The sequence below is a fragment of the Streptomyces sp. NPDC001339 genome, assembly GCF_042895955.1.
Lineage (GTDB): Bacteria > Actinomycetota > Actinomycetes > Streptomycetales > Streptomycetaceae > Streptomyces.
In genome coordinates this window covers 219,172-243,451 of record NZ_JBIAWT010000009.1, presented here as the reverse complement: position 1 = coordinate 243,451, position 24,280 = coordinate 219,172, and the positions used below count along the sequence as shown (strand labels likewise).

Below are 24,280 nucleotides of genomic sequence, written 5' to 3'. Positions count from 1 at the left end.
CTGTGTCCGTACGTGAACTGGTCGTCCTCGGCACCGCCAGCCAGGTTCCCACGCGCCACCGCAACCACAACGGCTATCTGCTGCGGTGGGACGGCCAGGGGCTGCTCTTCGACCCCGGCGAGGGAACCCAGCGCCAGATGCTGCGCGCCGGGGTCGCGGCCCATGACCTCAACCGGATCTGCATCACGCACTTCCACGGTGACCACTCGCTCGGCCTGGCCGGGGTGATCCAGCGGATCAACCTGGACCGGGTGCCGCACCCCGTCACCGCGCACTACCCGGCCAGCGGGGAGCGCTTCTTCGAGCGGCTGCGCTACGCCACCGCGTACCGGGAGACCGTCCGGCTGGTCCAGCGGCCGGTCGCGGTCGACGGTGTGCTGGAGAGTTCGAAGGCGTACGTCCTGGAGGCGCGCAAGCTCTCGCACCCGGTCGAGTCGTTCGGCTACCGCCTCGTGGAGCCGGACTCCCGGCGGATGCTGCCGGAGCTGCTGGCCGAGCGCGGCATCAGCGGGCCGGACGTCGGGCGCCTCCAGCGGCTCGGCGAGCTGAACGGGGTCACCCTCGACGAGGTGAGCGAGCGGCGTCCCGGCCAGCGCTTCGCCTTCGTCATGGACACCCGGCTGTGCGCCGGGGTGCACGCCCTCGCGGAGGGCACGGACATGCTCGTCATCGAGTCGACGTTCCTCGACGAGGACGTCCGGCTGGCCGAGGACCACGGGCACCTGACCGCGGGGCAGGCGGCGGAGGTGGCGGCCCGGGCGGGCGTACGGCATCTTGTCCTGACGCACTTCTCGCAGCGCTACGACGACCCCGGGGAGTTCGAACGGCAGGCACGCGCAGCGGGCTTCACCGGCGAACTGACCATCGCCAGGGACCTGCTGCGCGTGCCGGTGCCGAAGCGGCGCTGAGCGCCGGGCCAGGACCTGTCTACGGCTCTCCCGCGACTACGGCAGGTAGTACATCGGGTTGGGCAGCTTGAAGGTCTTCTTCGCGTAGCCGCCGTTCAGATCGCTGTGCTGGTCGCCGAAGTTGGCGACGATGTCGTACCCGAGGGACTCGATGTACTTGCGGGTGCCCGCCTTGTACTCGACGGTCGTGCAGGTGGCGCCGCAGGGCAGGTAGGCCGGCGGGTTCTCCTTGTTCTTCAGGTAGACGTGCTTGCGGTCGAGCGCGACGTCATAGCCGACGTTCTTGAGGTTGCGCACGCTCCACTCGCGCTGCGACTCCTTGCGGCCGGTGATGAAGAAGACCTCGGCGCCCTTGCCGCGGGCCCAGTTGACGAGCTTGTTCATCCCGAAGACCGGATCCATGTCGGTGCTTTCGAGGTACTTGTTCTGGGTCTCCGGGGTGTAGTTGAAGCCCACCTTGAGCTCGTAGTTGTACGTGAGCAGGGTGGTGTCGTCCATGTCGAGGACGATGGCGGGACGGGTCTTCCCGCCGTCCTTCCTGCCGCCCTTTCCATTGCCCTTTCCGTCGCCCTGGTCGCCGTCCTTGCCGCCGTCCTTGTCGTGCTTCGCGAGGGCCTTGGACAGGTAGGCGCGGGCCTTGGCCTCGATGCCGCGGACCTGGCGGGCGTAGTTGCTGTCCGGGGACGCGTAGTGCTCGCCGTCGGCCGTCACCGTGTCGCCGTAGTACGCCTTGATCTTGTCCTGCACCTGGGTGAGGTTGGGGATCTCCTTGTCGGTGCGCGGTACGGAGTGCTCGGCGGTGGCCTGGCCGATGCCGAAGACGGCGGTGCCGGCGACAAGGGTGGTGACCGTCGCGGCGCCGAAGCGGGCGCGGCGGGACAGCGCGGGACGGGGCAGGACGGAACGGAAGCGAACGGGGCGCGGCATGCGCGTCTCCTTCGGGTGGCACGAATGGTCACCGGTAGATGTAGCAGAGGCTCGCCGTTCACTTACGCGCGTAGATTCAACGATTTGATAAAGACTCGCAGCCGGCGGGCGGTCGCCTCCCTCCCGGCGGCGGACCGGTACCGCACGCCTGAGGGGGGCCTGCGCCAGGTCGCACGGCGCGCGTACGGTGAGGCACGGCTCCGTGGCGGTGCGCCACAGTGGACCCGTATGTGATCTTGGAATCTCGACATCTCCATCGTCGAATCCCTGCATCTCTGCAACTCCGCATCTCTGCAACTCCGCATCTCTGAAAGGGGCTGTTCCGATGGCACAGGAAGTGCGCGGCGTGATCGCGCCGGGGAAGAACGAACCGGTCCGGCTGGAGACGATCCTGGTACCGGACCCGGGGCCCGGCGAGGCCGTGGTGAAGATCCAGGCGTGCGGGGTGTGCCATACCGACCTGCACTACAAGCAGGGCGGCATCAACGACGAGTTCCCCTTCCTGCTCGGGCACGAGGCGTCCGGTGTGGTGGAGGCGGTCGGCGACGGCGTCACGGATGTCGCCCCCGGCGACTTCGTCATCCTGAACTGGCGCGCGGTGTGCGGCCAGTGCCGGGCCTGTCTGCGCGGCCGCCCCCAGTACTGCTTCGACACCCACAACGCTCGGCAGAAGATGACGCTGACGGACGGCACGGAGCTCAGCCCCGCGCTCGGCATCGGCGCCTTCGCCGACAAGACGCTGGTCGCCGCCGGGCAGTGCACCAAGGTCGACCCGGAGGTGTCGCCCGCGGTGGCCGGGCTGCTGGGCTGCGGGGTGATGGCCGGTATCGGCGCCGCCCTCAACACCGGCGGCGTCGGCCGCGGCGACTCGGTCGCGGTGATCGGCTGCGGCGGCGTCGGGGACGCGGCCGTGGTCGGCGCCCGGCTCGCCGGCGCGGCCAGGATCATCGCCGTCGACATCGACGACCGCAAGCTGACGACCGCGCGCACCATGGGCGCCACCCATACCGTCAACTCCCGCACCGACGACCCCGTCGAGGCGATCCGCGAGCTGACCGGCGGCTTCGGCGCCGATGTCGTCATCGACGCGGTCGGCCGGCCCGAGACGTACCGGCAGGCCTTCTACGCCCGCGACCTGGCCGGGACCGTCGTCCTGGTGGGCGTCCCCACCCCGGAGATGACCCTGGACCTCCCCCTGCTGGACGTCTTCGGCCGTGGCGGCGCCCTCAAGTCCTCCTGGTACGGCGACTGCCTGCCCTCCCGGGACTTCCCGATGCTGATCGACCTCCACCAGCAGGGCCGTATCGACCTCGCCGCGTTCGTCACCGAGACCATCGGCATCGAGGACGTCGAGCAGGCCTTCGCGCGGATGCACGCCGGCGACGTCCTGCGCTCGGTGGTGACGCTCTGATGCCGGCCCGTATCGACCATCTGGTCACGTCCGGCACCTTCTCCCTCGACGGCGGCACCTGGGACGTCGACAACAACGTCTGGATCGTCGGCGACGACGACCAGGCGGTGGTCATCGACGCCGCCCATGACGCCGACGCCATCGAGGAGGCCCTCGGCGGCCGCACGCTGCGCGCGATCCTCTGCACCCACGCGCACAACGACCACATCGACGCCGCCCCGGCGCTGGCCGCCCGTACCGGCGCCCGGATCCATCTGCACCCCGACGACCTGCCGCTGTGGCGGATGACCCACCCCGGCACCGTGCCGGACGCGGCGCTGGCCGACGGCCAGGTCCTGACCATCGCCGGCACGGACCTGCGGGTGCTGCACACGCCCGGCCATGCCCCGGGGGCGGTCTGCCTGTACGCGCCCGAACTGGGCGTGGTCTTCACCGGGGACACGCTCTTCCACGGCGGGCCCGGTGCCACCGGCCGGTCCTACTCGGACTTCCCGACGATCGTCGGGTCGATCCGGGAGCGGCTGCTGACGCTGCCGCCGGAGACGCGGGTGCTCACCGGGCACGGGGAGGAGACGACCGTGGGGGCCGAGGCGGCTCACGCGGAGGAGTGGAAGCGACCGTAGCGGCGCTGCCGCGGGGCGGGGGGCGGCGGGGGGAGCCCCCCAGGCGGGACGGCCTCCAGCAGGCGGGACGACCCTTAGGGGGCGGTCGAACAGATCCCCTAAGGGTCGCGAGGGCCCCCTGCGGGGCCACAACGCGGCGGGGTGGGACGGCATTCCCGGGGGTGGGACGGCATCCCGGCTGTTACGCCTCTCCGGCCGTACGCCTCCGCCTCCCGGGCCGCAATGCCCCCCCCGGGCCGCAACGCTTCCCGGGCCGTTACGCCTCCCGGGCCGCCCGCTCCAGGATGCGGGCGGCCACCGCGGGCGAGTCCACCAGCGGGTGCAGCGCCAGCGCGCGCAGCGCCGCGCCGCGCTCCTGGTACACCGCGGCCGCCACCGCCGCCCGCTCCACCGCCTTGACCTGGAGCATCAGACCCAACTGGTCCTCCCGCAGGGGCGCACAGGGCAGCGGCCGGGGACCGTGGGCGGTCACCTCGCACACCGTCTCCACGATCGCGTCCGGATCCAGCTGCGGCACCGTCGTCCCGTTGCGGACGTTGAGGATCAGCCGCGTCCCGCTGTCCCGCAGGATGGCGTGCATCAGGGCCAGCGCCACCCGGTCGTAGCCGCCGCCCTCCAGGTCATGGCTGTCGCGCTGCCAGCCGCCGCCGGCCTCCCGGCTGTGCGCCAGATACGTCTCCTCGCGCTCCAGCCGGGTCCGCTCCCACAGCTCGTACACCGCGTCGGGGCCGCCGGCCGCCGCGGCCCGCTCGAAGAAACCGCGCTGCTGCTGGTCGAGGAACTCCCCCCGGGTCTCCGCGGTCTCCCGTACGGAGGCGAGGGTCTCGCGGCGGAAGTAGTAGTAGTGCAGGTACTCGTTGGGCAGCGCCCCCAGGGTGCGCAGCCACTCCGCGCCGAACAGCCGGCCCTCCTCGAAGGAGGCCAGCGCGGTGTCGTCGCCCAGCAGGCGCGGCAGCTGCTCGGTGCCGTCCAGCGTCAACGACCGCAGCCAGCCGAGGTGGTTGAGCCCGACGTAGTCGTAGCCGACCCGGCCGCTGTCGAAGGCCGCCGGGTCCGCGCCGGCCGCCCGGGCCGCCCGGCGGGCCAGCCCCACGGGCGAATCGCAGATCCCGATGACGCGGTCGCCCAGCACCTGGGACATCGCCTCGGTGACCATGCCCGCCGGGTTGGTGAAGTTGATGACCCAGGCGCCCGGGGCGAGCCGCGCGACCCGCTCGGCGATATGCCGCGCCACCGGGATCGTCCGCAGACCGTAGAGGACCCCGCCCGCGCCGACCGTCTCCTGGCCGAGCACGCCCTCGGCGAGCGGGATCCGCTCGTCCCGGATCCGGCCGGCCGTACCGCCCACCCGGATCGCCGAGAAGACGAAGTCCGCGCCGGTCAGCGCCTCGTCCAGGTCCGCCGCGACCCGTACGGGCACCGGTGCCGGATGCCCCTGGGCCAGCCGCGTCAGCACGGCGGCGATCACCGTCACCCGGCGGGGGTCGGTGTCGTGCAGGACCACCTCCGAGACGGGTCCGGCCGGGTCGGCCAGCAGCGCGCGGTAGACCAGCGGTACCCGGAATCCGCCGCCGCCGAGAATCGTCAGCCTCATGGGGCGGAACGTACCGCAGCATCAGGCACACTGGCCCCACGGTGCAGATACGAGAGGGGCGTGCACGGTGAACAGCCGACGCGATGTCCATCCGCCCGCGGGACCGGCCACGGCGCCGACGGGCCTCGATCCGCTGGCCGCGGTGCGCGCCGAGGGCGATCCCCCGACCGACGTGTACCTCACCGGCACGGTCTTCCTGGACATCATCTTCACCGGCCTGGACTCCGCACCGGTCCGCGGTACCGAATCCTGGGCCCGCGGGATGGGCTCCAGCCCCGGCGGGGTCGCCAACATGGCCACCGCGCTGGCCCGGCTCGGGCTGCGTACCTCCCTCGCCGCGGCCTTCGGCGACGACAAGTACGGCGAATACTGCTGGGAGGCGCTCGAACGGGGCGAGGGCATCGACCTGTCGCTGTCGCGCACCGTCCCCGGCTGGCACTCCCCGGTGACCGTCTCCATGGCGTACGAGGGCGAGCGCACGATGGTCTCGCACGGCCACGAGGCGCCGCCGCCCGACTTCGCCTTCGACGGCAAGCACGCGCCGGGCTGCCCGCCGCCGTCCCGCGCCTGCGTCGCCTCGCTCGTACCGGGCCGCCGGGAGGGCTGGCTGGGCTGCGCGGCCGGCCGGGGCAGCCGGATCTTCGCGGACGTGGGCTGGGACGACAGCGGCCGCTGGGACCCGGCCGACCTCGCCGAACTCGCCCACTGCGAGGCGTTCCTGCCGAACGCCGAGGAGGCGATGCGCTACACCCGCACGGACTGCCCGCGCGCGGCCGCCCGCAGGCTCGCCGACCTGGTCCCGCTCGCCGTGGTCACGCTGGGCCGCGAGGGCGCGTACGCGGTGGACGGCCGGACCGGCGAGACCGCCGAGGCGTCCGCGATCGCCGTGGAGGAGCTGGACCCGACCGGCGCCGGCGATGTCTTCGTCGCCGGATTCGTCACCGGCACTCTGGCCGGCTGGCCGCTCGCCGACCGGCTGTCCTTCGCGGGACTGAGCGCCGCGCTCTCCGTGCAGGAATTCGGCGGCTCGCTCTCCGCGCCCGGCTGGGCGGAGATCGCGGCCTGGTGGCAGCGGGTACGGGCGTACGGGGCGGACGGGACGGAAGCGGCGGGGACGCCGGGCGCGCTGCGCCGCCGGTACGCGTTCCTGGACGAGGTGCTGCCCCCTGATGCGGCCACCGGCTCCACCGGGGCGCCCGACACCGCGCCCCCGGCCGGGCCGTTCCCGCTGGCCCGCGCCGTGCCGACCCTCGGATTCCGCCGCCCGGCCTGAGCGGTCCGGTCCGAGCCATCCGGTCCGAGCGATCCCGTCCGAGCCATCCGGGCTGAGCGGTCCCATCCGAGCCATCCGGTCCGAGCGGTCCGATCCGGGTGGCCCGGGCCGGCCGCAACCCCCCGGCACGGCAGCGGCGCAGGTCAAGCCGGGCGCGCGCGGGGCGGGGCGGTAAACCCCTCGGGCTTGTCAGTGCCCCGTCGTACTCTTGTAACGCAAGGAGCCGGTGCAGGCAGGCACCTTTCAGGGGCTCCTCGGATGAGTAAAGGATGGGGGTCGAGCAGGCCAACGGGCCGCCCTATGACTCAGACAGCCACGCAACCGCAGGCGCACGCCCAGTTCACCGTGCCGGCCAAGCACCCGATGGTGACGGTCCTCGGGTCCGGAGACTCGCTGCTGCGCGTCATCGAAAAAGCCTTCCCGGCGACCGACATCCACGTCCGGGGCAACGAAGTCAGCGCTGTCGGCGACCCCCGGGAAGTCGCCCTCATCCAGCGCCTTTTCGACGAGATGATGCTGGTGCTCCGCACCGGACAACCGATGACGGAGGACGCGGTGGAACGCTCGATCGCCATGCTGCGCGCGGCGGAGGACGGCGACGGTGCGGTGAGCGAGACGCCCGCCGAGGTGCTCACCCAGAACATCCTCTCCAACCGCGGCCGCACGATCCGGCCCAAGACCCTCAACCAGAAGCGCTACGTCGACGCCATCGACAAGCACACCGTCGTCTTCGGCATCGGCCCGGCCGGCACCGGCAAGACGTACCTGGCCATGGCCAAGGCCGTCCAGGCGCTCCAGGCCAAGCAGGTCAACCGCATCATCCTGACCCGTCCCGCGGTCGAGGCCGGTGAGCGGCTGGGCTTCCTGCCCGGCACCCTCTACGAGAAGATCGACCCGTATCTGCGCCCGCTCTACGACGCGCTGCACGACATGCTCGACCCCGACTCCATCCCGCGCCTGATGGCCGCGGGCACGATCGAGGTCGCGCCGCTCGCGTACATGCGCGGCCGGACGCTCAACGACGCGTTCATCATCCTCGACGAGGCGCAGAACACGAACCCCGAGCAGATGAAGATGTTCCTCACCCGCCTCGGATTCGACTCCAAGATCGTCGTCACCGGTGACGTCACCCAGGTCGACCTCCCGGGCAGCACGAAGAGCGGTCTGCGCCAGGTCCGGGAGATCCTGGAAGGCGTCGACGATGTGCACTTCTCCCTGCTCACCAGTAAGGACGTGGTCCGGCACAAGCTCGTCGGCCGTATCGTCGACGCCTACGAGAAGTACGACAGCCGCAACGGCCAGTGAGCCGGACGCACCGCGCGAACGAGAAGTGAGAAGCAACGCCCCATGTCCATCGACGTCAACAACGAGTCCGGCACGGAGGTCGACGAACAGGCGATCCTGGACGTCGCCCGCTACGCCGTCGCCCGGATGCGTATCCACCCGCTCTCCGAGCTGTCCGTCATCGTCGTGGACGCCGAGGCCATGGAGCAGCTGCACATACAGTGGATGGACCTCCCCGGCCCGACCGATGTGATGTCCTTCCCGATGGACGAGCTGCGTCCGCCGGCCAAGGACGACGAGGAGCCTCCGCAGGGTCTCCTCGGCGACATCGTGCTCTGCCCGGAGGTCGCCAAGAAGCAGGGCGAGGAGGCGCCGACCGGACACAGCATGGACGAGGAGCTTCAGCTGCTGACCGTCCACGGCGTGCTCCACCTCCTCGGCTACGACCACGAGGAGCCGGGCGAGAAGGCCGAGATGTTCGGGCTGCAGGCGGCGATCATCGACGGCTGGCGCGCCGAACGGGGCCTGACCGGCCCCTCCCCGGCCCCCACTGTCACCTGACGGGCCCGCGATGACCACCCAGCTGATCGCGGTCGCGGTCCTGCTCGTCGTGATCGCCTGGCTCGCCGCCTGCGCGGAGGCCGGGCTGGCCCGGACGACCAGCTTCCGCGCCGAGGAGGCCGTCCGCTCCGGCCGCCGCGGCAGCGCCAGGCTCGCCCAGGTCGCCGCCGACCCCACCCGCTACCTCAATGTCGCGCTGCTGGTGCGGGTCGGCTGCGAGATGGCCGCCGGCGTCCTGGTCACCTACGCCTGCCTGCGCTCCTTCCAGGAGACCTGGCAGGCGCTGACCGTCGCCATCGCCGTGATGGTGCTGGTCTCCTACGTCGCCGTCGGCGTCTCCCCGCGCACCATCGGCCGCCAGCACCCCCTCGGCACCGCCACCGCCGCCGCGTACGTCCTCCTCCCGCTGGCCCGCGTCATGGGCCCCATCCCGCAGCTGCTGATCCTGATCGGCAACGCCCTCACCCCCGGAAAGGGCTTCCGCAAGGGCCCGTTCGCCTCCGAGGCCGAGCTCCGCTCGCTGGTCGACCTGGCGGAGAAGGAGTCGCTGATCGAGGACGAGGAGCGCCGGATGGTGCACTCCGTCTTCGAGCTGGGCGACACCCTCGTCCGCGAGGTGATGGTGCCGCGGACGGACCTGATCTCCGTCGAACGCTTCAAGACCATCCGCCAGGCGCTGACCCTCGCGCTGCGCTCCGGTTTCTCCCGGATCCCGGTGACCGGCGAGAACGAGGACGATGTCGTCGGCGTGGTCTACCTCAAGGACCTCGCCCGCAAGGTCCACATCAGCCGCGACGCCGAATCCGAGCTGGTCTCCACGGCCATGCGGCCGGCCGTCTTCGTCCCCGACACCAAGAACGCCGGTGATCTGCTGCGCGAGATGCAGCAGGACCGCAACCACGTCGCGGTGGTCATCGACGAGTACGGCGGCACCGCCGGCATCGTCACCATCGAGGACATCCTGGAGGAGATCGTCGGCGAGATCACCGACGAGTACGACCGCGAACTGCCGCCCGTCGAAGACCTCGGCGACGGCCGCTACCGGGTCACCGCGCGTCTGGACATCGGCGATCTCGGCGAGCTCTACGGCCTGGCCGAGCTGGACGACGAGGACGTCGAGACGGTCGGCGGCCTGCTCGCCAAGCTGCTCGGCCGGGTGCCGATCGCCGGTGCCACCGCCGAGGTCGACCTCTCCGACGACGCGGCCGACCCCGGCCTGAAGGCGCTGCGGCTGACCGCCGAGTCGCCGGCCGGCCGCCGCAACAGGATCGTCACGGTGCTGTGCGAGCCGGTGCGGAGCGAGACGGCGGGGGAGTCCGAAGCCCGGCTGTGACCAGCAGGGCGACCACCGCGACCAGCGCCGCGTCCAGCCCCAGGCCCAGCTTGATACCGCCGAGGGTGGCGTCCGCGAAGCCCGCCCCCTCCGACCGCAGCCCGGCGATCCGGGCCGAGGCCACGGCGCTCAGCAGCGGGATACCGATGGTGATGCCCACCTGCTGGGAGCTGGTGATCAGGCCGGTGGCCAGCCCCTGCTCCTCGTCCGGGACTCCGGACGTGGCGATCACGCCGTACGCGACGATCGCCCACATGTGGCCGAAGCAGGCGGGGATCGAGCCGATCAGGGTCAGCCAGACGCCGGAGCCGGTGCCCAGGCCCAGCAGCGTGGCGGTGAAACCGGCCTGGATCACCAGCCCGATCAGCAGGGTGCGGCGGGCACCGATCCGGCGGATGACGTTCGGGGCGACCACACCGGCGATCACCGCGACGACACCCTGCACGCCGAAGACCAGACCGGTCTGCGCCGCGGACAGCCCCAGCACCTCCTGGAGGTAGAGAGTCAGCAGGAAGACCACGGCGGTCATCATCGAGAAGGTGACCAGACCCGCCAGATTGCCCCAGGCGACCGTACGCCGGCGCAGCATCGGCAGCGACACCAGCGGCTGCGCGGCCCGCGCCTCCACGATCACGAACGCGACCAGCAGCACCACGCCCGCCACCAGCGTCGCGAGGACGTCCGCGCGGCCGAAGCCCTGCTCGGCCGCGGTCGACAGGGCGTAGATCACCGACAGCAGTCCGCCGGTGACGGCGACCGCGCCGGGGACGTCGATCCGCGGCCGCTGGGGATGCCGGGACTCGGTCAGCAGCGCCGGCGCGGGAAGCAGTACGGCCACCCCCGCCACGGCCAGCAGGCCCATGGTCGAGCGCCAGCCCAGCGCGTCGGTCATCACGCCGCCCAGCACCATGCCGATGGTGAAGCCCATCGAGAGCAGGGTGCCGCTGATGCCCAAAGCCCGTTCGCGCTGCGGGCCCTCGGCGAAGGTGGTGGTCAGCAGTGACATCCCGGTCGGGACGAGGACCGCCGCGCCCAGGCCCTGGAGCACACGCCCGGCCAGGAAGGACGCCGGGTCCCAGGCGAGAGCGGCCAGTACCGAGGCGGCGGTGAACAGCACCAGCCCGGTCAGGAACAGCTTCCGCCGCCCGAAGAGGTCGGCGATCCGCCCGAACAGCAGCAGGAAGCCGCCCGAGGGCAGGGCGAACGCGGTGACCGCCCACTGGAGATCGGCCTGGCCCATGCCCAGGTCCCGGCCCAGCACGGGCAGCGCCACATTCAGGATGGAGAAGTCGAGGGCCACGATGAACTGCGCGGCACAGAGCAGCAGCAGGATGAGCTTGGCGCGCGGGGACATCCGGGCGTCGCCGGGGGCGGGCGCGGTGGGTCTCCGCGTCCCGGATGCGGCCGTCCGCGGAGCGGGATCACGTGAGGTGAGCGAGGTATCGGCCGGGGCGTCGGTGGAGAGGACGTCAGTTGTGGAGACGGCGTCGGATATTGGCATGCAACCGAGCCTGCGGTCCCGGAATAGCGGATGGGGAGCGGGCACTTATGGTGGTGTCCGCACCACCAGCCACGTCGACAGGGGGAGACCCGTGGCCTCGAACACCACCGTCGAGCGCACCTCGCGCCGAACCCAGGAAAGCCCGGCGCACCGACGTGAGCAGCTGCGACGCCAGGATCTCCGCGAGTTCCTGATGAGCCGTCGGGCCCGGGTCACTCCGGCCGAGGCGGGCCTTCCCGACGGCGGCCGCCGCCGTACGCCGGGGCTGCGTCGCGAGGAGGTCGCCGTCCTCGCCGGGGTCGGCGCCTCCTGGTACCAGTGGCTGGAGCAGGGGCGCGACATCACCGTCTCGCCGCAGGTCCTGGACGCGGTCGCCCGGGTGTTGCGGCTCAGCGACGCCGAGCGGCGGCATCTGTACGTCCTGGCCGGGCTGAACCCGCCGCAGCCGCACCTGGAGTACGACCCGGAGTACCTCTGCGAGGGCCTCCACCGCCTGATCGACGGCTGGATGCCGTACCCCGCGCACATCATGGACGCCTACTGGAACAGCATCGCCTTCAACGACGCGGCGCGGCTCGTCCTCCGGCACGGCTGCCCCGGGGTCTCCTCCAACTGCCTGATCGCCTTCTTCACCGACCCCGTCTACCGGGCCCGCGCCAAGAGCTGGGAGCGCAACGCCCCGACGGTCGTCGCCCAGTTCCGCGCGGCCTGCTCCGAGCGGCCGTACGACGAGGGCTACCAGGAACTGGTCCGGGAACTGTCCGCGGTGAGCGAGGACTTCGTACGGCTGTGGGCGCTGCGCGACGTCCAGGAGCGCGGTCAGATCACCAAGGAGCTGGAGCATCCGCTGGTCGGCACCCTGCGGTTCGAGACCACGACGCTGCGGATGCCGGCCCGCCCGGACCTGACCGTGGTGATGCACAACCCGCTGCCGGACTCGGACACGGCGGACAGGCTGGCCCGCCTGGTCTCCCCGGAGGGCCGGCGCGGGGGGATGTACTCGGTCGCCGGGTGATCCCCGTACGGCCGCCATGGGGGTGCCGCATATGCTCGCCCGTATGACCGAAGCCGCACCGCTGGACCCCGAAGACCGCAAGCTCATCACGCTCGCACGCTCGGCGCGGGCCCGTAACGGCGTGCCCGAGGGGGCCGCCGTACGCGACGAGACCGGCCGCACCTATGTCGCCGGCACCGTTGCCCTGGAGTCGTTGCAGCTCAGCGCGTTGCAGACGGCCGTCGCGATGGCCGTCGCCAGCGGGGCCGCATCGCTGGAGGCCGCGGCCGTGGTGACCGACGCCGACCACGCGAGCGACGCCGACCGTGCGGCGGTCCGGGACCTGGGCGGACCCGCGACGCCGGTCCTGGTCGCGGGCCCGGACGCCGCCGTGCGCAGCACCGTCCCGGCGGGCGGTCCGGGGGCCTGAGCCCAGGTGAGGCCCGGCGCGGCCTCGGTGATCAGAGAGCGCGATGGTCCGCGCGGCCCCGGCGATCAGAGAGAATGGGCGCCATGAGCGTTCGTACAGACTCCTCCGCCCCGCACCGCGCCGGCTTCGCCTGCTTCGTCGGCCGCCCCAACGCGGGCAAGTCCACCCTGACGAACGCTCTCGTCGGCACGAAGGTGGCCATCACCTCCAACCGTCCGCAGACCACCCGCCACACCGTGCGCGGCATCGTGCACCGCCCCGACGCACAGCTGGTCCTCGTGGACACCCCCGGCCTGCACAAGCCGCGCACCCTGCTCGGTGAGCGGCTCAACGACGTCGTCCGGACGACCTGGGCCGAGGTCGACGTCATCGGCTTCTGTCTGCCCGCCGACCAGAAGATCGGCCCCGGCGACCGCTATATCGCCACCGAACTGGCCGGGATCAAGAAGACGCCCAAGGTCGCGATCGTCACCAAGACCGACCTGGTCGACTCCAAGGCACTGGCCGCCCAGCTGCTCGCCATCGACCAGCTCGGCAAGGAGCTGGGCATCGAGTGGGCCGAGATCATTCCGGTCTCCGCCGTGGGCGACAAGCAGGTGTCCCTGCTCGCCGACCTCCTGGTCCCGCTCCTCCCGGAGAGCCCGGCGCTCTATCCGGAGGGCGATCTCACCGATGAGCCCGAGCAGGTCATGGTCGCCGAGCTGATCCGGGAGGCCGCGCTGGAGGGCGTACGGGACGAGCTGCCGCACTCGATCGCGGTGGTCGTCGAGGAGATGCTCCCGCGCACGGACCGCCCGGCGGACAAGCCGCTCCTGGACATCCACGCCAATGTCTACATCGAGCGCCCCAGCCAGAAGGGCATCATCATCGGCCCCAAGGGCAAGCGCCTGAAGGAGGTCGGCACCAAGTCCCGTCAGCACATCGAGGCGCTGCTCGGCACGCCGGTCTTCCTCGATCTGCACGTCAAGGTCGCCAAGGACTGGCAGCGCGACCCCAAGCAGCTGCGCAAGCTCGGCTTCTAGCTTCCCTCTCGCATGACCTTGGTGATCAAGGTCCGCTGCTCGTCCGTGAGGCGCGGGTCCGAGCAGTACACGGTGTTCCCGTCGACGGTGATCTGGTAGCTGAAGCCGTCGGGCACGCCGACGGGGGGTTCGCTGTGGCCGTCGGCGACGGCACGTTCGGCGAGGGCCTGCCACTCCCCGGAGTCCTCGTGGTCCGCGGTGTCGATCTCGGCGCGGCGGTCGATGGCGGCGAAGCCGCCGGTGCGGTGGACATGGATGCGCATAACGGTCTCCTACCCCCTCCGACCACGGTAACCGTGCGCCGGGGCGGGAGCGCCGCCTCCCGGCCGCCCCCGCCCCGCTCCTCGGGTTACGTGCTCTTGAGGTCGACGCCGACCTGGTTCCAGGCCTTCGTCACGGCCGTGTGCTCGTCGCCGGAGCCGAAGCGGGCCTGGGCGGCGGCGACGGTGAGCTTGGCGAAGTCGCTGAACTTGGCGTTCTGGGACAGCTTGCCGCTGGTCAGCACGTCGTACCAGATCTGGCCCGCGCGCTCCCAGGCCTTGCCGCCGAGGTCGCTGGCGAACAGGTAGAAGGCGTGGTTGGGGATGCCGGAGTTGATGTGCACACCGCCGTTGTCGTCCATGGTGTCGACGTAGTTCTCCATGGTGGCGGGCTGCGGGTCCTTGCCGAGGACGTCGTCGTCGTACGCCGTTCCGGGGGCCTTCATGGAGCGCAGGGCCGTGCCTTTGTCGACACCCGGGCCGAGGAGCCCGGTGCCGATCAGCCAGTCGGCCTGGTCGGCGGTCTGGCCGAGGGCGTACTGCTTGATCAGGGAGCCGAAGACGTCGGAGATCGACTCGTTGAGGGCGCCCGCCTGGTCCTGGTACGCCAGGTTGGCGGTGTACTGGGTGACGCCGTGGGTGAGCTCATGGCCGATGACGTCGACGGGGATGGTGAAGTCCAGGAAGAGGTCCCCGTCCCCGTCGCCGAAGACCATCCGCTCGCCGTCCCAGAAGGCGTTGTCGTACTTCTCGCCGTAGTGGACGGTGGCGTCGAGCGGCAGCCCGGCGCCGTCGATGGACTTCCGGCCGTAGGCCTTGAGGTAGAGCTCGAAGGTGGCGCCGAGGCCGGCGTGCGCGCGGTTGACGGACGCGTCCTGGGAAGGGCCGTCGGACTCGGAGCGCACCTTGGTGCCGGGCAGGTTCTCCTGGTGCTCGGCGTCGTAGATGGTGCGCTGGGGCTTGTCGGCGTCGGCACCGGGCTCACCGGGCGTACGGGCTTCCGCGCAGACCTCGCGGCGCCGGGTGCGCCGGAGGTGGTCGTGCTCCAGGGTGCGGCGGGCGGGCTCATTCCGGGCCGGGTCGTCCGACTCGGCGAGCTTGCTGAGGATGTGCGGCGGAATGATCGTGCAGAACACGGGCGTCGAGGGGGTGGAGAACACGGGCGTCGTGGGGGCGCCGGCGTGCTCGGTCGACTTGTCCGAGGAGTTGTGGTCCATAAAAAGACCGTGGCACTGTGTAGCGCCGCTGTCACTGCTTGCGGGGAAGATTCCTTAATATGTGTGGTTCGTCGCATTTAGGCCGTGACGTCCGCCACGGTCCCGCATACTGATACGCACCGCCGCTCAGGATGTACCTCGGCTAGGGTGATCGGCATCATGCGTTTCGGGCTGCTTCTTCTTAGCTGCCGCGGTGAGGGCCTGTAGTCGTCGGCCGACCCCCTCCCCGCGGCGTCCGGTGTTGCGATCGTTCGCGCTGTCGGCCTCCCCCGAGCTCCAGTCGAGCAGGGGGATCCCTCCCCAGCGGACACACGAGGAGCCCCACGCACCATGTCGAACCCGTCGAATCCGTCGAGTCCCGCAGCCAACGCCGTCGGCCGCCGCACGCCGATCACCAACGCGACGCAGCTGCAGCGGCCCTCCGGCATGCCGATCCACCGGTACGGCCGCTACGAGGCCGTCGACATCCCCGACCGCACCTGGCCGGACAACCGCATCACGGCTGCCCCCCGCTGGCTCTCCACCGACCTCCGCGACGGCAACCAGGCGCTGATCGACCCGATGTCGCCGGCCCGTAAGCGCGAGATGTTCGATCTGCTGGTGCGCATGGGCTACAAGGAGATCGAGGTCGGGTTCCCGTCCTCCGGGGAGACCGACTTCGCGTTCGTCCGCTCCATCATCGAAGAGGGCGCGATCCCGGAGGACGTCACGATCTCCGTGCTGACGCAGGCCCGTGAGGAACTCATCGAGCGGACCGTGGAGTCGCTGGTCGGCGCCCACCGCGCGACCGTCCACCTGTACAACGCCACCGCCCCCGTCTTCCGCCGGGTGGTCTTCCGCGGTTCGCGGGACCAGGTCAAGCAGATCGCGGTGGACGGCACCCGGCTGGTGGTGGAGTACGCCGACAAGATCCTGGGCGACGACACGGTCTTCGGCTACCAGTACAGTCCCGAGATCTTCACCGACACCGAGCTGGACTTCGCGCTGGAGGTCTGCGAGGGCGTGATGGACGTCTGGCAGCCGGAGGAGGGGCGCGAGATCATCCTCAACCTGCCCGCCACGGTGGAGCGTTCGACGCCGTCCACGCACGCGGACCGCTTCGAGTGGATGAGCCGCAACCTCTCCCGCCGCGAGCACATCTGCCTCTCCGTCCACCCGCACAACGACCGCGGCACGGCGGTGGCGGCGGCCGAGCTGGCGATCATGGCGGGCGCGGACCGGATCGAGGGCTGCCTGTTCGGCCAGGGCGAGCGCACCGGCAATGTGGACCTGGTGACGCTGGGCATGAACCTCTTCTCCCAGGGCGTCGACCCGCAGATCGACTTCTCGCAGATCGACGAGGTCCGCCGCACCAGCGAGTACTGCAACCAGATGGAGATCCACCCGCGCCACCCCTACGCGGGCGATCTGGTCTACACCGCCTTCTCCGGCTCCCACCAGGACGCCATCAAGAAGGGCTTCGACGCCATGGAGGCCGATGCGGCCGCCCAGGGCAAGGCCGTCGACGAGATCGCGTGGGCGGTGCCGTACCTGCCCATCGACCCCAAGGACGTCGGCCGCTCCTACGAGGCCGTCATCCGCGTCAACTCGCAGTCCGGCAAGGGCGGTATCGCCTACGTCCTGAAGAACGACCACAAGCTGGACCTGCCGCGCCGGATGCAGATCGAGTTCTCCCGGATCATCCAGGAGAAGACCGACGCCGAGGGCGGCGAGGTCACCCCGGCCGCGATCTGGGACACCTTCCAGGACGAGTACCTGCCCAACCCCGCCAACCCGTGGGGCCGGATCCAGGTCAAGAACGGGCAGACCACGACGGACCGGGACGGCGTCGACGCGCTCACGGTCGAAGCGGTCGTCGACGGCCAGGACACCGTCCTGACCGGCTCCGGCAACGGTCCGATCTCCGCGTTCTTCGACGCCCTGCAGAGCATCGGCATCGACGTACGCCTGCTGGACTATCAGGAGCACACGATGAGCGAAGGCGCGTCCGCGCAGGCCGCCTCGTACATCGAGTGCGCGATCGATGGCAAGGTGCTGTGGGGCATCGGCATCGACGCCAACACCACCCGCGCCTCCCTCAAGGCCGTCGTCTCGGCGGTCAACCGCGTGGGCCGCTGAGCCGGGACTGGGCCGGCACTGAGCCGGTCTGTCGCCTCGCGCGTCACAGGATCCGCCCTTCTCCCTTCGGAAGGGCGGATCCCTCCGTGCCGCTGGTTGTCCGATACGAGGTGCTGACGCCGCATCACGGATGTGGCTAACATCACGTCTAATACGGTACTGGGGCCGGCCATGAGGCTGCCATGGGGCTGCCATGGGGGCATGGGCTGCTGCTGCCCCCGTGCCGTGCGGGCTGCGGGGGAGTGACGGAGGGCTGATGTGGGGCACAAGATCTGTGTGATGGGCGTGCGCACGTCCTGGCGCACCGTCTCCGACGGTGAGTTCTTCTGCCCGGACTGCGGCGGCGACCGCAACTACCGCCGCCGGAGCGGCCGGCGCCGCCTCGCCGTCCTCGGTGTCCCGCTGCTCTCCCGCGGTGTCACCGGCCCCGTCGTGGAATGCTCCGCCTGCCGTGGCCACTTCGGCCTGGACGCCCTCGACCACCCCACCACCGTCCGCTTCTCCGCGATGCTCCGGGACGCCGTCCACACCATCACCCTCGCGCTGCTCGCCGCGGGCGGTACCTCCTCCCGGGCCGTCCGGGACACCGCGGTCGGGGCGGTCCGCGCGGCCGGCTTCGCGGACTGTTCCGAGGAGCAGCTCCTCACCCTCCTCGCCGCCCTCGCCGCCGAGACCGCCGACATCGCTGAAACCGTTGAGATCGCCGAGATCGCCGAGGCCGTCGACACCGCTGAAACCGTCGACACCGCTGAATCCTTCGGCACCGGCGGGCGGCCCGGCCCCGGCCTCTGCGACACCGCACTCGCCATAGAGCTCCACGAGTGCCTGGAGCCGCTCGCCCCGCACCTCGCCCCAGCGGGCCGTGAATCCCTCCTCCTCCAGGGTGCCCGCATCGCCCTCGCCGACGGCTCCTACACCCCCGCCGAACGCGAGGTGCTCGCCACGGTCGGCAGCGCCCTGATGCTCCGCCCCGCCGACACCACCCGACTGCTGGTGGCAGCCCGTACGCCGTCGTAGGGCCCGGCACCTCGGCACGGCCGACGCCCCGCCACCCGATGAAGGTGGCGGGGCGTCGGCCGTGACGACGGACGGATCAGGCGGAGGCTGTCCCGGAGGTTGCCCCGCCGCCCGGCGTCAGGCGGACCGGAAGGCTGCTCAGGCCACCGGAGATGAAGCCGTCATTGGGCCGCAACTCCTCGGCGGGAACGGCCAGTTGGAGGTCCGGGAAGCGGGCGAACAGGGCCGGCAGGGCGATCCGGGCCTCCATACGGGCCAGCGGCGCGCCGACGCAGTAGTGGGCGCCATGGCCGAACGCGAGGTGCTCCTGGTGGGAGCGCTGGACGTCGTAGTCGCCGGCGGTGTCGCCGTGGAACTCCGGGTCCCGGCCGGCGGCCGCGTACGCCGGGAGGATCGCGTCGCCCTTGCGGATGGTGGGGCCACCGGGGATCTCGATGTCGTCCACCGCGAAGCGCAGCGGGAGACTGGCGATGCTGGGGGCCCAGCGGAGGGTCTCCTCGATGACGTCGTTCCACGCGACCTTGCCGGAGCGCACCAGCTCCAGCTGCTCGGGGTGGGTGAGCAGGGCGTGCACGGTGTTGCCGATCAGATCGACGGTGGTCTCGTGCCCGGCGCCGAGGACCAGCAGGAGAGTGTCGAGGAGCTCCTGCTCGGTCATCCCGTTGCCCTCGTCGTCGCGGGCGGCGACGAGCAGGCTGGTGAGGTCGTCGGCGGGCGTCTCGCGCTTGCTGCCGACCAGCTGGGAGAGCAGGGCGTGGACGCCGGCGCCGGTGGCCGCAGCCTGTTCCGGGGTGGCGGTGGTGTCCATGATGGCCGCGACCAGCCGGGCCAGTTCGGCCCGCGGTGCGCCCTCGGGGAAGCCGAAGAGCTCGCAGATGACCTGCATGGGGAGCGGGTGCGCGAAGTGCGCGCGGAGGTCGACCGCCTCGCCCGCCGGCCGGCTCGCCAGGTCGTCCAGCAGGGCGTGGGTGATGCGTTCGACGCGCGGCAGCATGGCTTCCGTACGGCGGGCCGTGAACGCCGGCGCGATCAGCTTGCGCAGCCGGCGGTGATCGGGACCGTACGCGGTGAACATGTTGGTGACGCCGACCCACGACTGGATCCAGCTGCTGCGGATCTCCTCGCGCTGCCAGGCCGGCCAGTGGTCCCGGGGGTTCTTGGAGACCCGGTCGTCGGTCAGCAGCTCCTTGAGGAGGGTGTGGCCGTTGACCGACCAGGCCTCGATGCCGCCGGGCAGCTCGACCCGCACCACCCGGCCTAGGGCGCGGAGGCGGGCTGCCTCTCCGTGGATGTCGGTTCCGACCGGGTCGATGACGTAGGGCTGCTGTCCCTGTTGTGCCATGGAGTGGCTCCTGCCTGGTCGGGGGTGATGGGGGTGAACCGGGCCGGGAGCGAGGCCAGCGCCCGGTGGAAGGCACCGTTGCGCCACCGCAACTCGGAGGCGTCCACGGCGAGTTCGATGTCGGACAGCCAGGCGGTGAGCCGCTCGATCGCGGTGGTGGCGATCAGCAGTGCGTGCCGCTGCACCGGGCAGGCGTGCGGGCCGGCCGCCCACGCCAGGTGCGAGCCGCCGCCCGAGCCGGCCGCGGTCGGTGAGCCGTTGTCGTACTGGCTGTTGCAGGCCGCGTACGACACCATCACCAGCTGGCCCTTGCGCACCCAGGTGCCGTGGAAGAACACATCACGGACCGGGTAGTGCGCCGAGTAGTTGGTCAGCGGCGGGTCGTTCCACAGCACCTCGTTGATGGCGTCCTGCGCGGTCAGGGCACCGCCGGAGAGGGTGTGGTAGTAGCGGTCGTCGGACAGCATCCGGGAGAGCGCGTTGCCGACGAGGTTGGCCAGCGGTTCATTGCCGGCGCCCATCGTGAGGATGATCTGGTGGACCACTTCCTCGTCGCTCAGCCCGTTGGGGTGGTCCAAGTACCACGAGGTCAGATCGGCGCCCCGCTCGGCCTTCTTCGAGCCGACCAGCTCCATGATGTAGTTGGTGAACGCCTCGTTGGCGGCGGCCGCCTCCTCGGGGGAGTTGCCCTCCAGCATCCCGGCGAGGGCCGCGACCAGCCGTTCGCTGTAGGAATCGGGCATTCCGAAGAGGTTGTTGAACATCAGCAGCGGGAGCAGCCGCGCGTACTCCGCGATCAGGTCGGCCTCGCCCCGGGCGCCGAACCGCTGGATCAGGCTGTCCGCGGCGTGGTGCACCCGTGCGCGCAGCTCATGCGGTTCGACCAGCTTGAAGCTGTCGACGATGGCCTCCCGGTAGCGGTCGTGCGCCGGACCGTCGTTGAAGAAGACGTTGGGGCGCCACCCCAGCATCGGCATGACCGGCGAGTCCGCGGGGACCGTCGTCATCCACTCCCGGGAGTCCTTCGACCAGGTGGTGTCGTCGTGCAGCAGATCGAGCGCCGCGCGGTAGTCGGTGACCAGCATCGCGGTCACGTCCGGCGCGATCTCGACGGGCGCCAGCGCGCCGTAGTGCCGCAGCTGCGCGTAGATACGGTGCGGATCGGCGGCGAACTCCGGTCCGTAGAGCTTCACCAGCGGCTGCGCTTCGGGCGGAGCGGCCTGCGGATGCCCCGCCGGTTGCTGGTACGGGTGCCCCACGGGCTGCTGAGGCTCGGCGGACCACTGCTGCTGTTGCTGTTGTTGCTGCCACTGCTGCTGTTGTTGCTGCTGGTATTGCTGTTGCGGTGCGGCGTGCGCCGGGCAGCCCGGTGGCGGTGCGGCGGCTCCCGGCTGGTGCGGGGAAGTCACGGGTTCGGGGTCTCCTCGGGGGTGTGGGCCAGAACGTGTCCGACGAGCGCGATCAGCGCGTCGACGGACTGGTCCCGGTCGCGGGCGTCGCACATGACCAGCGGTGTGTCCGGGTGCAGATCGAGCGCCTCGCGAAGCTTCTCGGCGCTGTACTCGGGCGCGTCGGGGAAGGTGTTGACCGCCACCGCGTAGCGCAGCCCGGCTTCCTCGATGATGTCCATCACCTCGAAGGAGTCCGCCAGCCGGCGGGTGTCCGCGAGGACCAGGGCGCCCAGCGCGCCCCGGGCGATGTCCTGCCACAGGGGACGGAACCGTTTCTGCCCGGGCGTGCCGAACAGGTAGAGCACCAGGTTCCCGGGCAGGGTCAGCCGCCCGAAGTCGATGGCGACGGTGGTGGTGGTCTTCTCCCGGACCCCGGCGAGATCGTCGACGGCCGCGCCGGTCTGGGTCATGACCTCTTCGGTGTGCAGCGGCGGGGTCTCGGACATCGCCCGGATGAGCGTGGTCTTGCCCACCCCGAACGGCCCCGCGACCAGCAGCTTCACCAGCGTCTGGTCCTCGCCGGCGAGGTACATACCACCCGTACCGCTACCGCTGCTGGTACCGGTACTAGGACTTGAGAGAGCGGAGTCCATCGAGAACCCTCTCCAGGATCTGTCGGTCGAATTGCTCGGCTTCGGGGATGGGGGCACGGGCGTACAGCCACCCGGCGTCGACGAGGTCCGCCACCAGTACCTTCACCACGCTGACGGGCAGTTGAAGGTAGGCGGCGACCTCGGCCAGAGACAGCGCCCCGGGCTGCAGCAGCTCCAGGATGCGGTGCTCCTCCGGGCGTACGTCACTGGTGATCGGCATTCCCGCGCCGTGCAGCAGGGTGAGCCGGTCCAGGGTGTTTCGGCTGGGCTGGGCGCGTCCGCCGGTCGCCAGATAGGCCGGTACGAGGCGCCGTCCGCTGCTCCGGCGCGGGGTCATGCCGGGTTACCGAGGTCCCGGGCCGGGCTGTTCATGACCTTGCTGCCCAGCGTCGTCACCTGGATCTGCATATGGTGCGCGACGACTCCCATGTTCACCTCCGGGTCGGCGAAGACGGCCAGGCAGGTGTTCTCGCCGGCCGGTATCGCGAAGACGAAGCCCTCGTCGGACTCGATGACGGTCTGCCGCAACCGGGTGTCGCCCTTCCCGGCGAACGCGGCGGTGACGGCGCGCCCGGCCCCCTGGAGCGCGGACATCATCGCGGCGACCCCCTCCGCGGACTCGCGGGTCAGGCCCGGCGAGGCGCCCTCGATAAATCCGTCACCGGAGATCACGGCTGCGTGGGTAACATGCGGCAACTCCAAAAGGGGCGCCAGCACCCAGGACTTGTCCTCGGTGACACGGCGGCGGGCAGGGCTGTTCATGATGCGGCGTTCCCTTCCGGACTGCGAGGGGGATCTGACTGAGCTGCTGCCCGGCCGGATTCGGTACCGCGCTGGAGCGCGGCCCAGCGGGATCCGGTCTCCTCCGGGGAGCGCGGGGGAAGCGGTGCGGAGCGCGGGGCGCTCTCGTCGAGTGCGGAGCGTTCGGAGAGTCCCGAGAGTTCGGAGAGCTCGGAGGCGGGCTTACGGCGGCGCCGGCGCGGGAGTTCTCCCTCGGCCGGAACGGCGGGCTCGGGCGCGTCCGCGACGGGCTGCGCGGGCTGAGCAGGCGGCGTGGGCTGCGCGGGCGGCGTGGGCTGAGCAGGCTGCGCGGGCGAATGCAGGTTCAAGGTCGTACTCGATGTCTGGCTCGATGCCTGGCCGGTGGCCGCACCGGTCGCCGCACCCGTGGGCAGTACGGAGGCGGAACGATCCGGCAGTCCGGAACGGTGCGGCAGCGGAGCCATCACGGACATGGGCTGGGCGGTCTGGTCGAGGACGGTGAGCAGCGGATCACCCGGGATGTACACCACGGCCCGCACCCCGCCGTACGGGGACGACTCGACATGCACCCCGAAGCCGTACTGCCGCACCAGCTGGCCGGCCGCCGCGAACCCGGACCGCGGCGGATCCCCGAGCTGCGTCAGCAGCAGATCGGCGTCGCCCGACAGCAGCTCCATCGCCGCCTTGATCTCGTCACCGTGCATCCCGACGCCGTAGTCGTCGATGATCACCGACGCGCCCCGGTTGCCCTGCTGGAGGGTGACCGTGACCGGCAGCTCCCGGTGCGAGTGGTGCAGCGCGTTGGCCAGCAGCTCGGTGACCGTGATCGCGACCGGCTCGACGGCCCGCGCGACCACCGCGATCGGGTCCCGCAGCTGATTGCTGATGTGTACGCGCTCATACCCGCGCAGCCGCGACGAGGCCCCCACGACCAGTTCGGCGAGGTACGAGTCCTCCCGCGTCAGCCCCGGCCACGCCCCGCACACCACACCCGTGGCCTGCACGCGCCGCAGCGCCTGCTCGTTCAGGAAGTCCGCCTCCAGCAGATCCTGCGCGACACCGGGGTCGTCGTGGCGGTGCTGCATCTCCTGAAGCGCCGTCTGCAGCCGGTAGAGCAGCGCCTGGATCGTGGTCGTCGCCCCCCGCAGCGTGGCCTGCGCCGCCGCGTCCACCCGGGCCCGCTCCTTGGTGACGGCCTCGCGGACCTGCTCCAGTACGGCGTTGAGCGCCTGGTCCGTCTCCGTCCTGGCGAACCGGGAGTCCTGCAGCCCCGGCACAGGCACATGCGGATGGGCGAGCGCGGTGGCGAGGGCGGGCAGCCGGGCCTCTGCCAGGTGCTGGATCTCGGCCTCGGTGGCGCGCAGGCGGGCCGTCAGCTCCGTATTGCCGTGGAGCGTGGCGCTGTTCTGTTCCTCAGCGGAGGTCAGGCGCGCTCTCAGGGCCTTGCGCTGTCCGCTCGCCCGGATCTGGAGCGCCGCCAGGACCAAGGCGGCGGCCGTACCTGCACTGAGGCACCACAACAGCGCCTCCGGTATGGATGTCATCGAGATCCTCAAATGGGGGTACTGACGGTACTGACGGGGGCGGGCCGGCCATCACGCCGTCGTGCTGCCGAGTCTCACGGGATGCTACCGGTGAGTTGACGTGCCGTGAGGGGCC

Annotated in this window: 23 protein-coding genes; 12 read left to right on the top strand and 11 right to left on the bottom strand. The window is 71.1% G+C overall.

Annotated features, from left to right (window positions below; translation table 11 throughout):
* Positions 1-2 precede the first annotated feature (2 nt).
* On the top strand, positions 3-908 hold the full coding sequence (locus ACFY12_RS26630) for a ribonuclease Z (protein ID WP_390718420.1): 906 nt from the start codon (positions 3-5) through the stop codon (positions 906-908).
* 36 nt (positions 909-944) lie between these two features.
* On the opposite strand, the gene ACFY12_RS26625 is transcribed toward ACFY12_RS26630, so the two are convergent.
* Complete coding sequence (locus tag ACFY12_RS26625) at positions 945-1,835, bottom strand: HAD family acid phosphatase (protein ID WP_390718419.1); 891 nt, start codon at positions 1,833-1,835, stop codon at positions 945-947.
* Between the two features lie 325 nt (positions 1,836-2,160).
* Between ACFY12_RS26625 and ACFY12_RS26620 the strand changes: the two genes are divergently transcribed.
* Both ACFY12_RS26620 and ACFY12_RS26615 read left to right on the top strand, forming a co-directional pair.
* On the top strand, positions 2,161-3,246 hold the full coding sequence (locus ACFY12_RS26620; RefSeq protein ID WP_390718418.1) for an S-(hydroxymethyl)mycothiol dehydrogenase: 1,086 nt from the start codon (positions 2,161-2,163) through the stop codon (positions 3,244-3,246).
* The gene (locus tag ACFY12_RS26615; RefSeq protein ID WP_390718417.1) at positions 3,246-3,869 is read left to right on the top strand and encodes an MBL fold metallo-hydrolase; all 624 of its coding nucleotides are present in this window, start codon (positions 3,246-3,248) and stop codon (positions 3,867-3,869) included. The genes ACFY12_RS26620 and ACFY12_RS26615 overlap by 1 nt, the downstream gene beginning before the upstream one ends.
* A 256-nt stretch (positions 3,870-4,125) precedes the next feature.
* Here ACFY12_RS26615 and ACFY12_RS26610 read toward each other — a convergent pair whose 3' ends face one another.
* On the bottom strand, positions 4,126-5,463 hold the full coding sequence (locus ACFY12_RS26610; RefSeq protein ID WP_390718416.1) for a 6-phospho-beta-glucosidase: 1,338 nt from the start codon (positions 5,461-5,463) through the stop codon (positions 4,126-4,128).
* A 67-nt stretch (positions 5,464-5,530) separates the two neighbouring features.
* On the opposite strand from ACFY12_RS26610, the gene ACFY12_RS26605 reads away from it, so the two are divergent.
* The 4 genes from ACFY12_RS26605 to ACFY12_RS26590 all read left to right on the top strand — a co-directional run bounded on the left by ACFY12_RS26605 (position 5,531) and on the right by ACFY12_RS26590 (position 9,914).
* Entirely contained in the window at positions 5,531-6,736 is a 1,206-nt protein-coding gene (locus ACFY12_RS26605; protein WP_390718415.1) for a carbohydrate kinase family protein, read from the top strand.
* 300 nt (positions 6,737-7,036) lie between these two features.
* Entirely contained in the window at positions 7,037-8,041 is a 1,005-nt protein-coding gene (locus tag ACFY12_RS26600; protein WP_390718414.1) for a PhoH family protein, read from the top strand.
* Between the two features lie 42 nt (positions 8,042-8,083).
* Positions 8,084-8,581: an rRNA maturation RNase YbeY gene (gene ybeY / locus ACFY12_RS26595; RefSeq protein WP_066936642.1), complete on the top strand. Its 498-nt coding sequence runs from the start codon at positions 8,084-8,086 to the stop codon at positions 8,579-8,581.
* Between the two features lie 10 nt (positions 8,582-8,591).
* Entirely contained in the window at positions 8,592-9,914 is a 1,323-nt protein-coding gene (locus ACFY12_RS26590) for a hemolysin family protein (protein WP_390718413.1), read from the top strand.
* Here the strand turns inward: ACFY12_RS26590 and ACFY12_RS26585 are convergent.
* On the bottom strand, positions 9,853-11,268 hold the full coding sequence (locus ACFY12_RS26585) for an MFS transporter (RefSeq protein WP_390718525.1): 1,416 nt from the start codon (positions 11,266-11,268) through the stop codon (positions 9,853-9,855). The genes ACFY12_RS26590 and ACFY12_RS26585 overlap by 62 nt on opposite strands.
* 340 nt (positions 11,269-11,608) lie before the next feature.
* Between ACFY12_RS26585 and ACFY12_RS26580 the strand changes: the two genes are divergently transcribed.
* The 3 genes from ACFY12_RS26580 (at position 11,609) to era (ending at position 13,861) form a co-directional block, all read left to right on the top strand.
* Complete coding sequence (locus ACFY12_RS26580; RefSeq protein WP_390718524.1) at positions 11,609-12,430, top strand: helix-turn-helix transcriptional regulator; 822 nt, start codon at positions 11,609-11,611, stop codon at positions 12,428-12,430.
* Positions 12,431-12,473: 43 nt separating this feature from the next.
* Entirely contained in the window at positions 12,474-12,839 is a 366-nt protein-coding gene (locus ACFY12_RS26575) for a cytidine deaminase (protein WP_390718412.1), read from the top strand.
* 83 nt (positions 12,840-12,922) lie between these two features.
* On the top strand, positions 12,923-13,861 hold the full coding sequence (era, locus tag ACFY12_RS26570; protein WP_390718411.1) for a GTPase Era: 939 nt from the start codon (positions 12,923-12,925) through the stop codon (positions 13,859-13,861).
* On the opposite strand, the gene ACFY12_RS26565 is transcribed toward era, so the two are convergent.
* Together ACFY12_RS26565 and ACFY12_RS26560 are read right to left on the bottom strand one after the other, a co-directional pair.
* A complete protein-coding gene (locus ACFY12_RS26565) occupies positions 13,858-14,124 on the bottom strand; it encodes a protealysin inhibitor emfourin (RefSeq protein WP_390718410.1) in 267 nt (88 codons plus the stop codon). The genes era and ACFY12_RS26565 overlap by 4 nt on opposite strands.
* A gap of 86 nt (positions 14,125-14,210) precedes the next feature.
* Entirely contained in the window at positions 14,211-15,338 is a 1,128-nt protein-coding gene (locus tag ACFY12_RS26560; RefSeq protein ID WP_390718409.1) for a M4 family metallopeptidase, read from the bottom strand.
* 330 nt (positions 15,339-15,668) lie between these two features.
* Here ACFY12_RS26560 and leuA point away from each other — a divergent pair, with 330 nt between their 5' ends.
* Positions 15,669-17,456: a 2-isopropylmalate synthase gene (gene leuA / locus ACFY12_RS26555; protein WP_390718408.1), complete on the top strand. Its 1,788-nt coding sequence runs from the start codon at positions 15,669-15,671 to the stop codon at positions 17,454-17,456.
* A gap of 279 nt (positions 17,457-17,735) precedes the next feature.
* Positions 17,736-18,473, top strand: coding sequence for a TerB family tellurite resistance protein (locus ACFY12_RS26550; protein ID WP_390718523.1), 738 nt, complete (start codon positions 17,736-17,738; stop codon positions 18,471-18,473).
* A gap of 76 nt (positions 18,474-18,549) precedes the next feature.
* On the opposite strand, the gene ACFY12_RS26545 is transcribed toward ACFY12_RS26550, so the two are convergent.
* The 6 genes from ACFY12_RS26545 to ACFY12_RS26520 all read right to left on the bottom strand — a co-directional run bounded on the left by ACFY12_RS26545 (position 18,550) and on the right by ACFY12_RS26520 (position 24,165).
* Positions 18,550-19,815: a cytochrome P450 gene (locus ACFY12_RS26545; RefSeq protein ID WP_390718407.1), complete on the bottom strand. Its 1,266-nt coding sequence runs from the start codon at positions 19,813-19,815 to the stop codon at positions 18,550-18,552.
* On the bottom strand, positions 19,731-21,074 hold the full coding sequence (locus ACFY12_RS26540) for a cytochrome P450 (RefSeq protein ID WP_390718522.1): 1,344 nt from the start codon (positions 21,072-21,074) through the stop codon (positions 19,731-19,733). The genes ACFY12_RS26545 and ACFY12_RS26540 overlap by 85 nt, the downstream gene beginning before the upstream one ends.
* Positions 21,075-21,220: 146 nt before the next feature.
* A complete protein-coding gene (locus ACFY12_RS26535; RefSeq protein ID WP_390718406.1) occupies positions 21,221-21,799 on the bottom strand; it encodes an ATP/GTP-binding protein in 579 nt (192 codons plus the stop codon).
* Positions 21,800-21,833: 34 nt separating this feature from the next.
* A complete protein-coding gene (locus ACFY12_RS26530; protein ID WP_390718405.1) occupies positions 21,834-22,196 on the bottom strand; it encodes a DUF742 domain-containing protein in 363 nt (120 codons plus the stop codon).
* Positions 22,193-22,621 carry a roadblock/LC7 domain-containing protein gene (locus ACFY12_RS26525; RefSeq protein WP_390718404.1) on the bottom strand — a complete coding sequence of 143 codons (429 nt, stop codon included), beginning with the start codon at positions 22,619-22,621 and terminating at the stop codon, positions 22,193-22,195. Before ACFY12_RS26525 ends, ACFY12_RS26530 begins: the two co-directional genes overlap by 4 nt.
* Positions 22,618-24,165 (bottom strand): ATP-binding protein, encoded by a 1,548-nt coding sequence (locus ACFY12_RS26520; protein ID WP_390718403.1) that lies wholly within the window; start codon positions 24,163-24,165, stop codon positions 22,618-22,620. Before ACFY12_RS26520 ends, ACFY12_RS26525 begins: the two co-directional genes overlap by 4 nt.
* Positions 24,166-24,280: the final 115 nt, after the last annotated feature.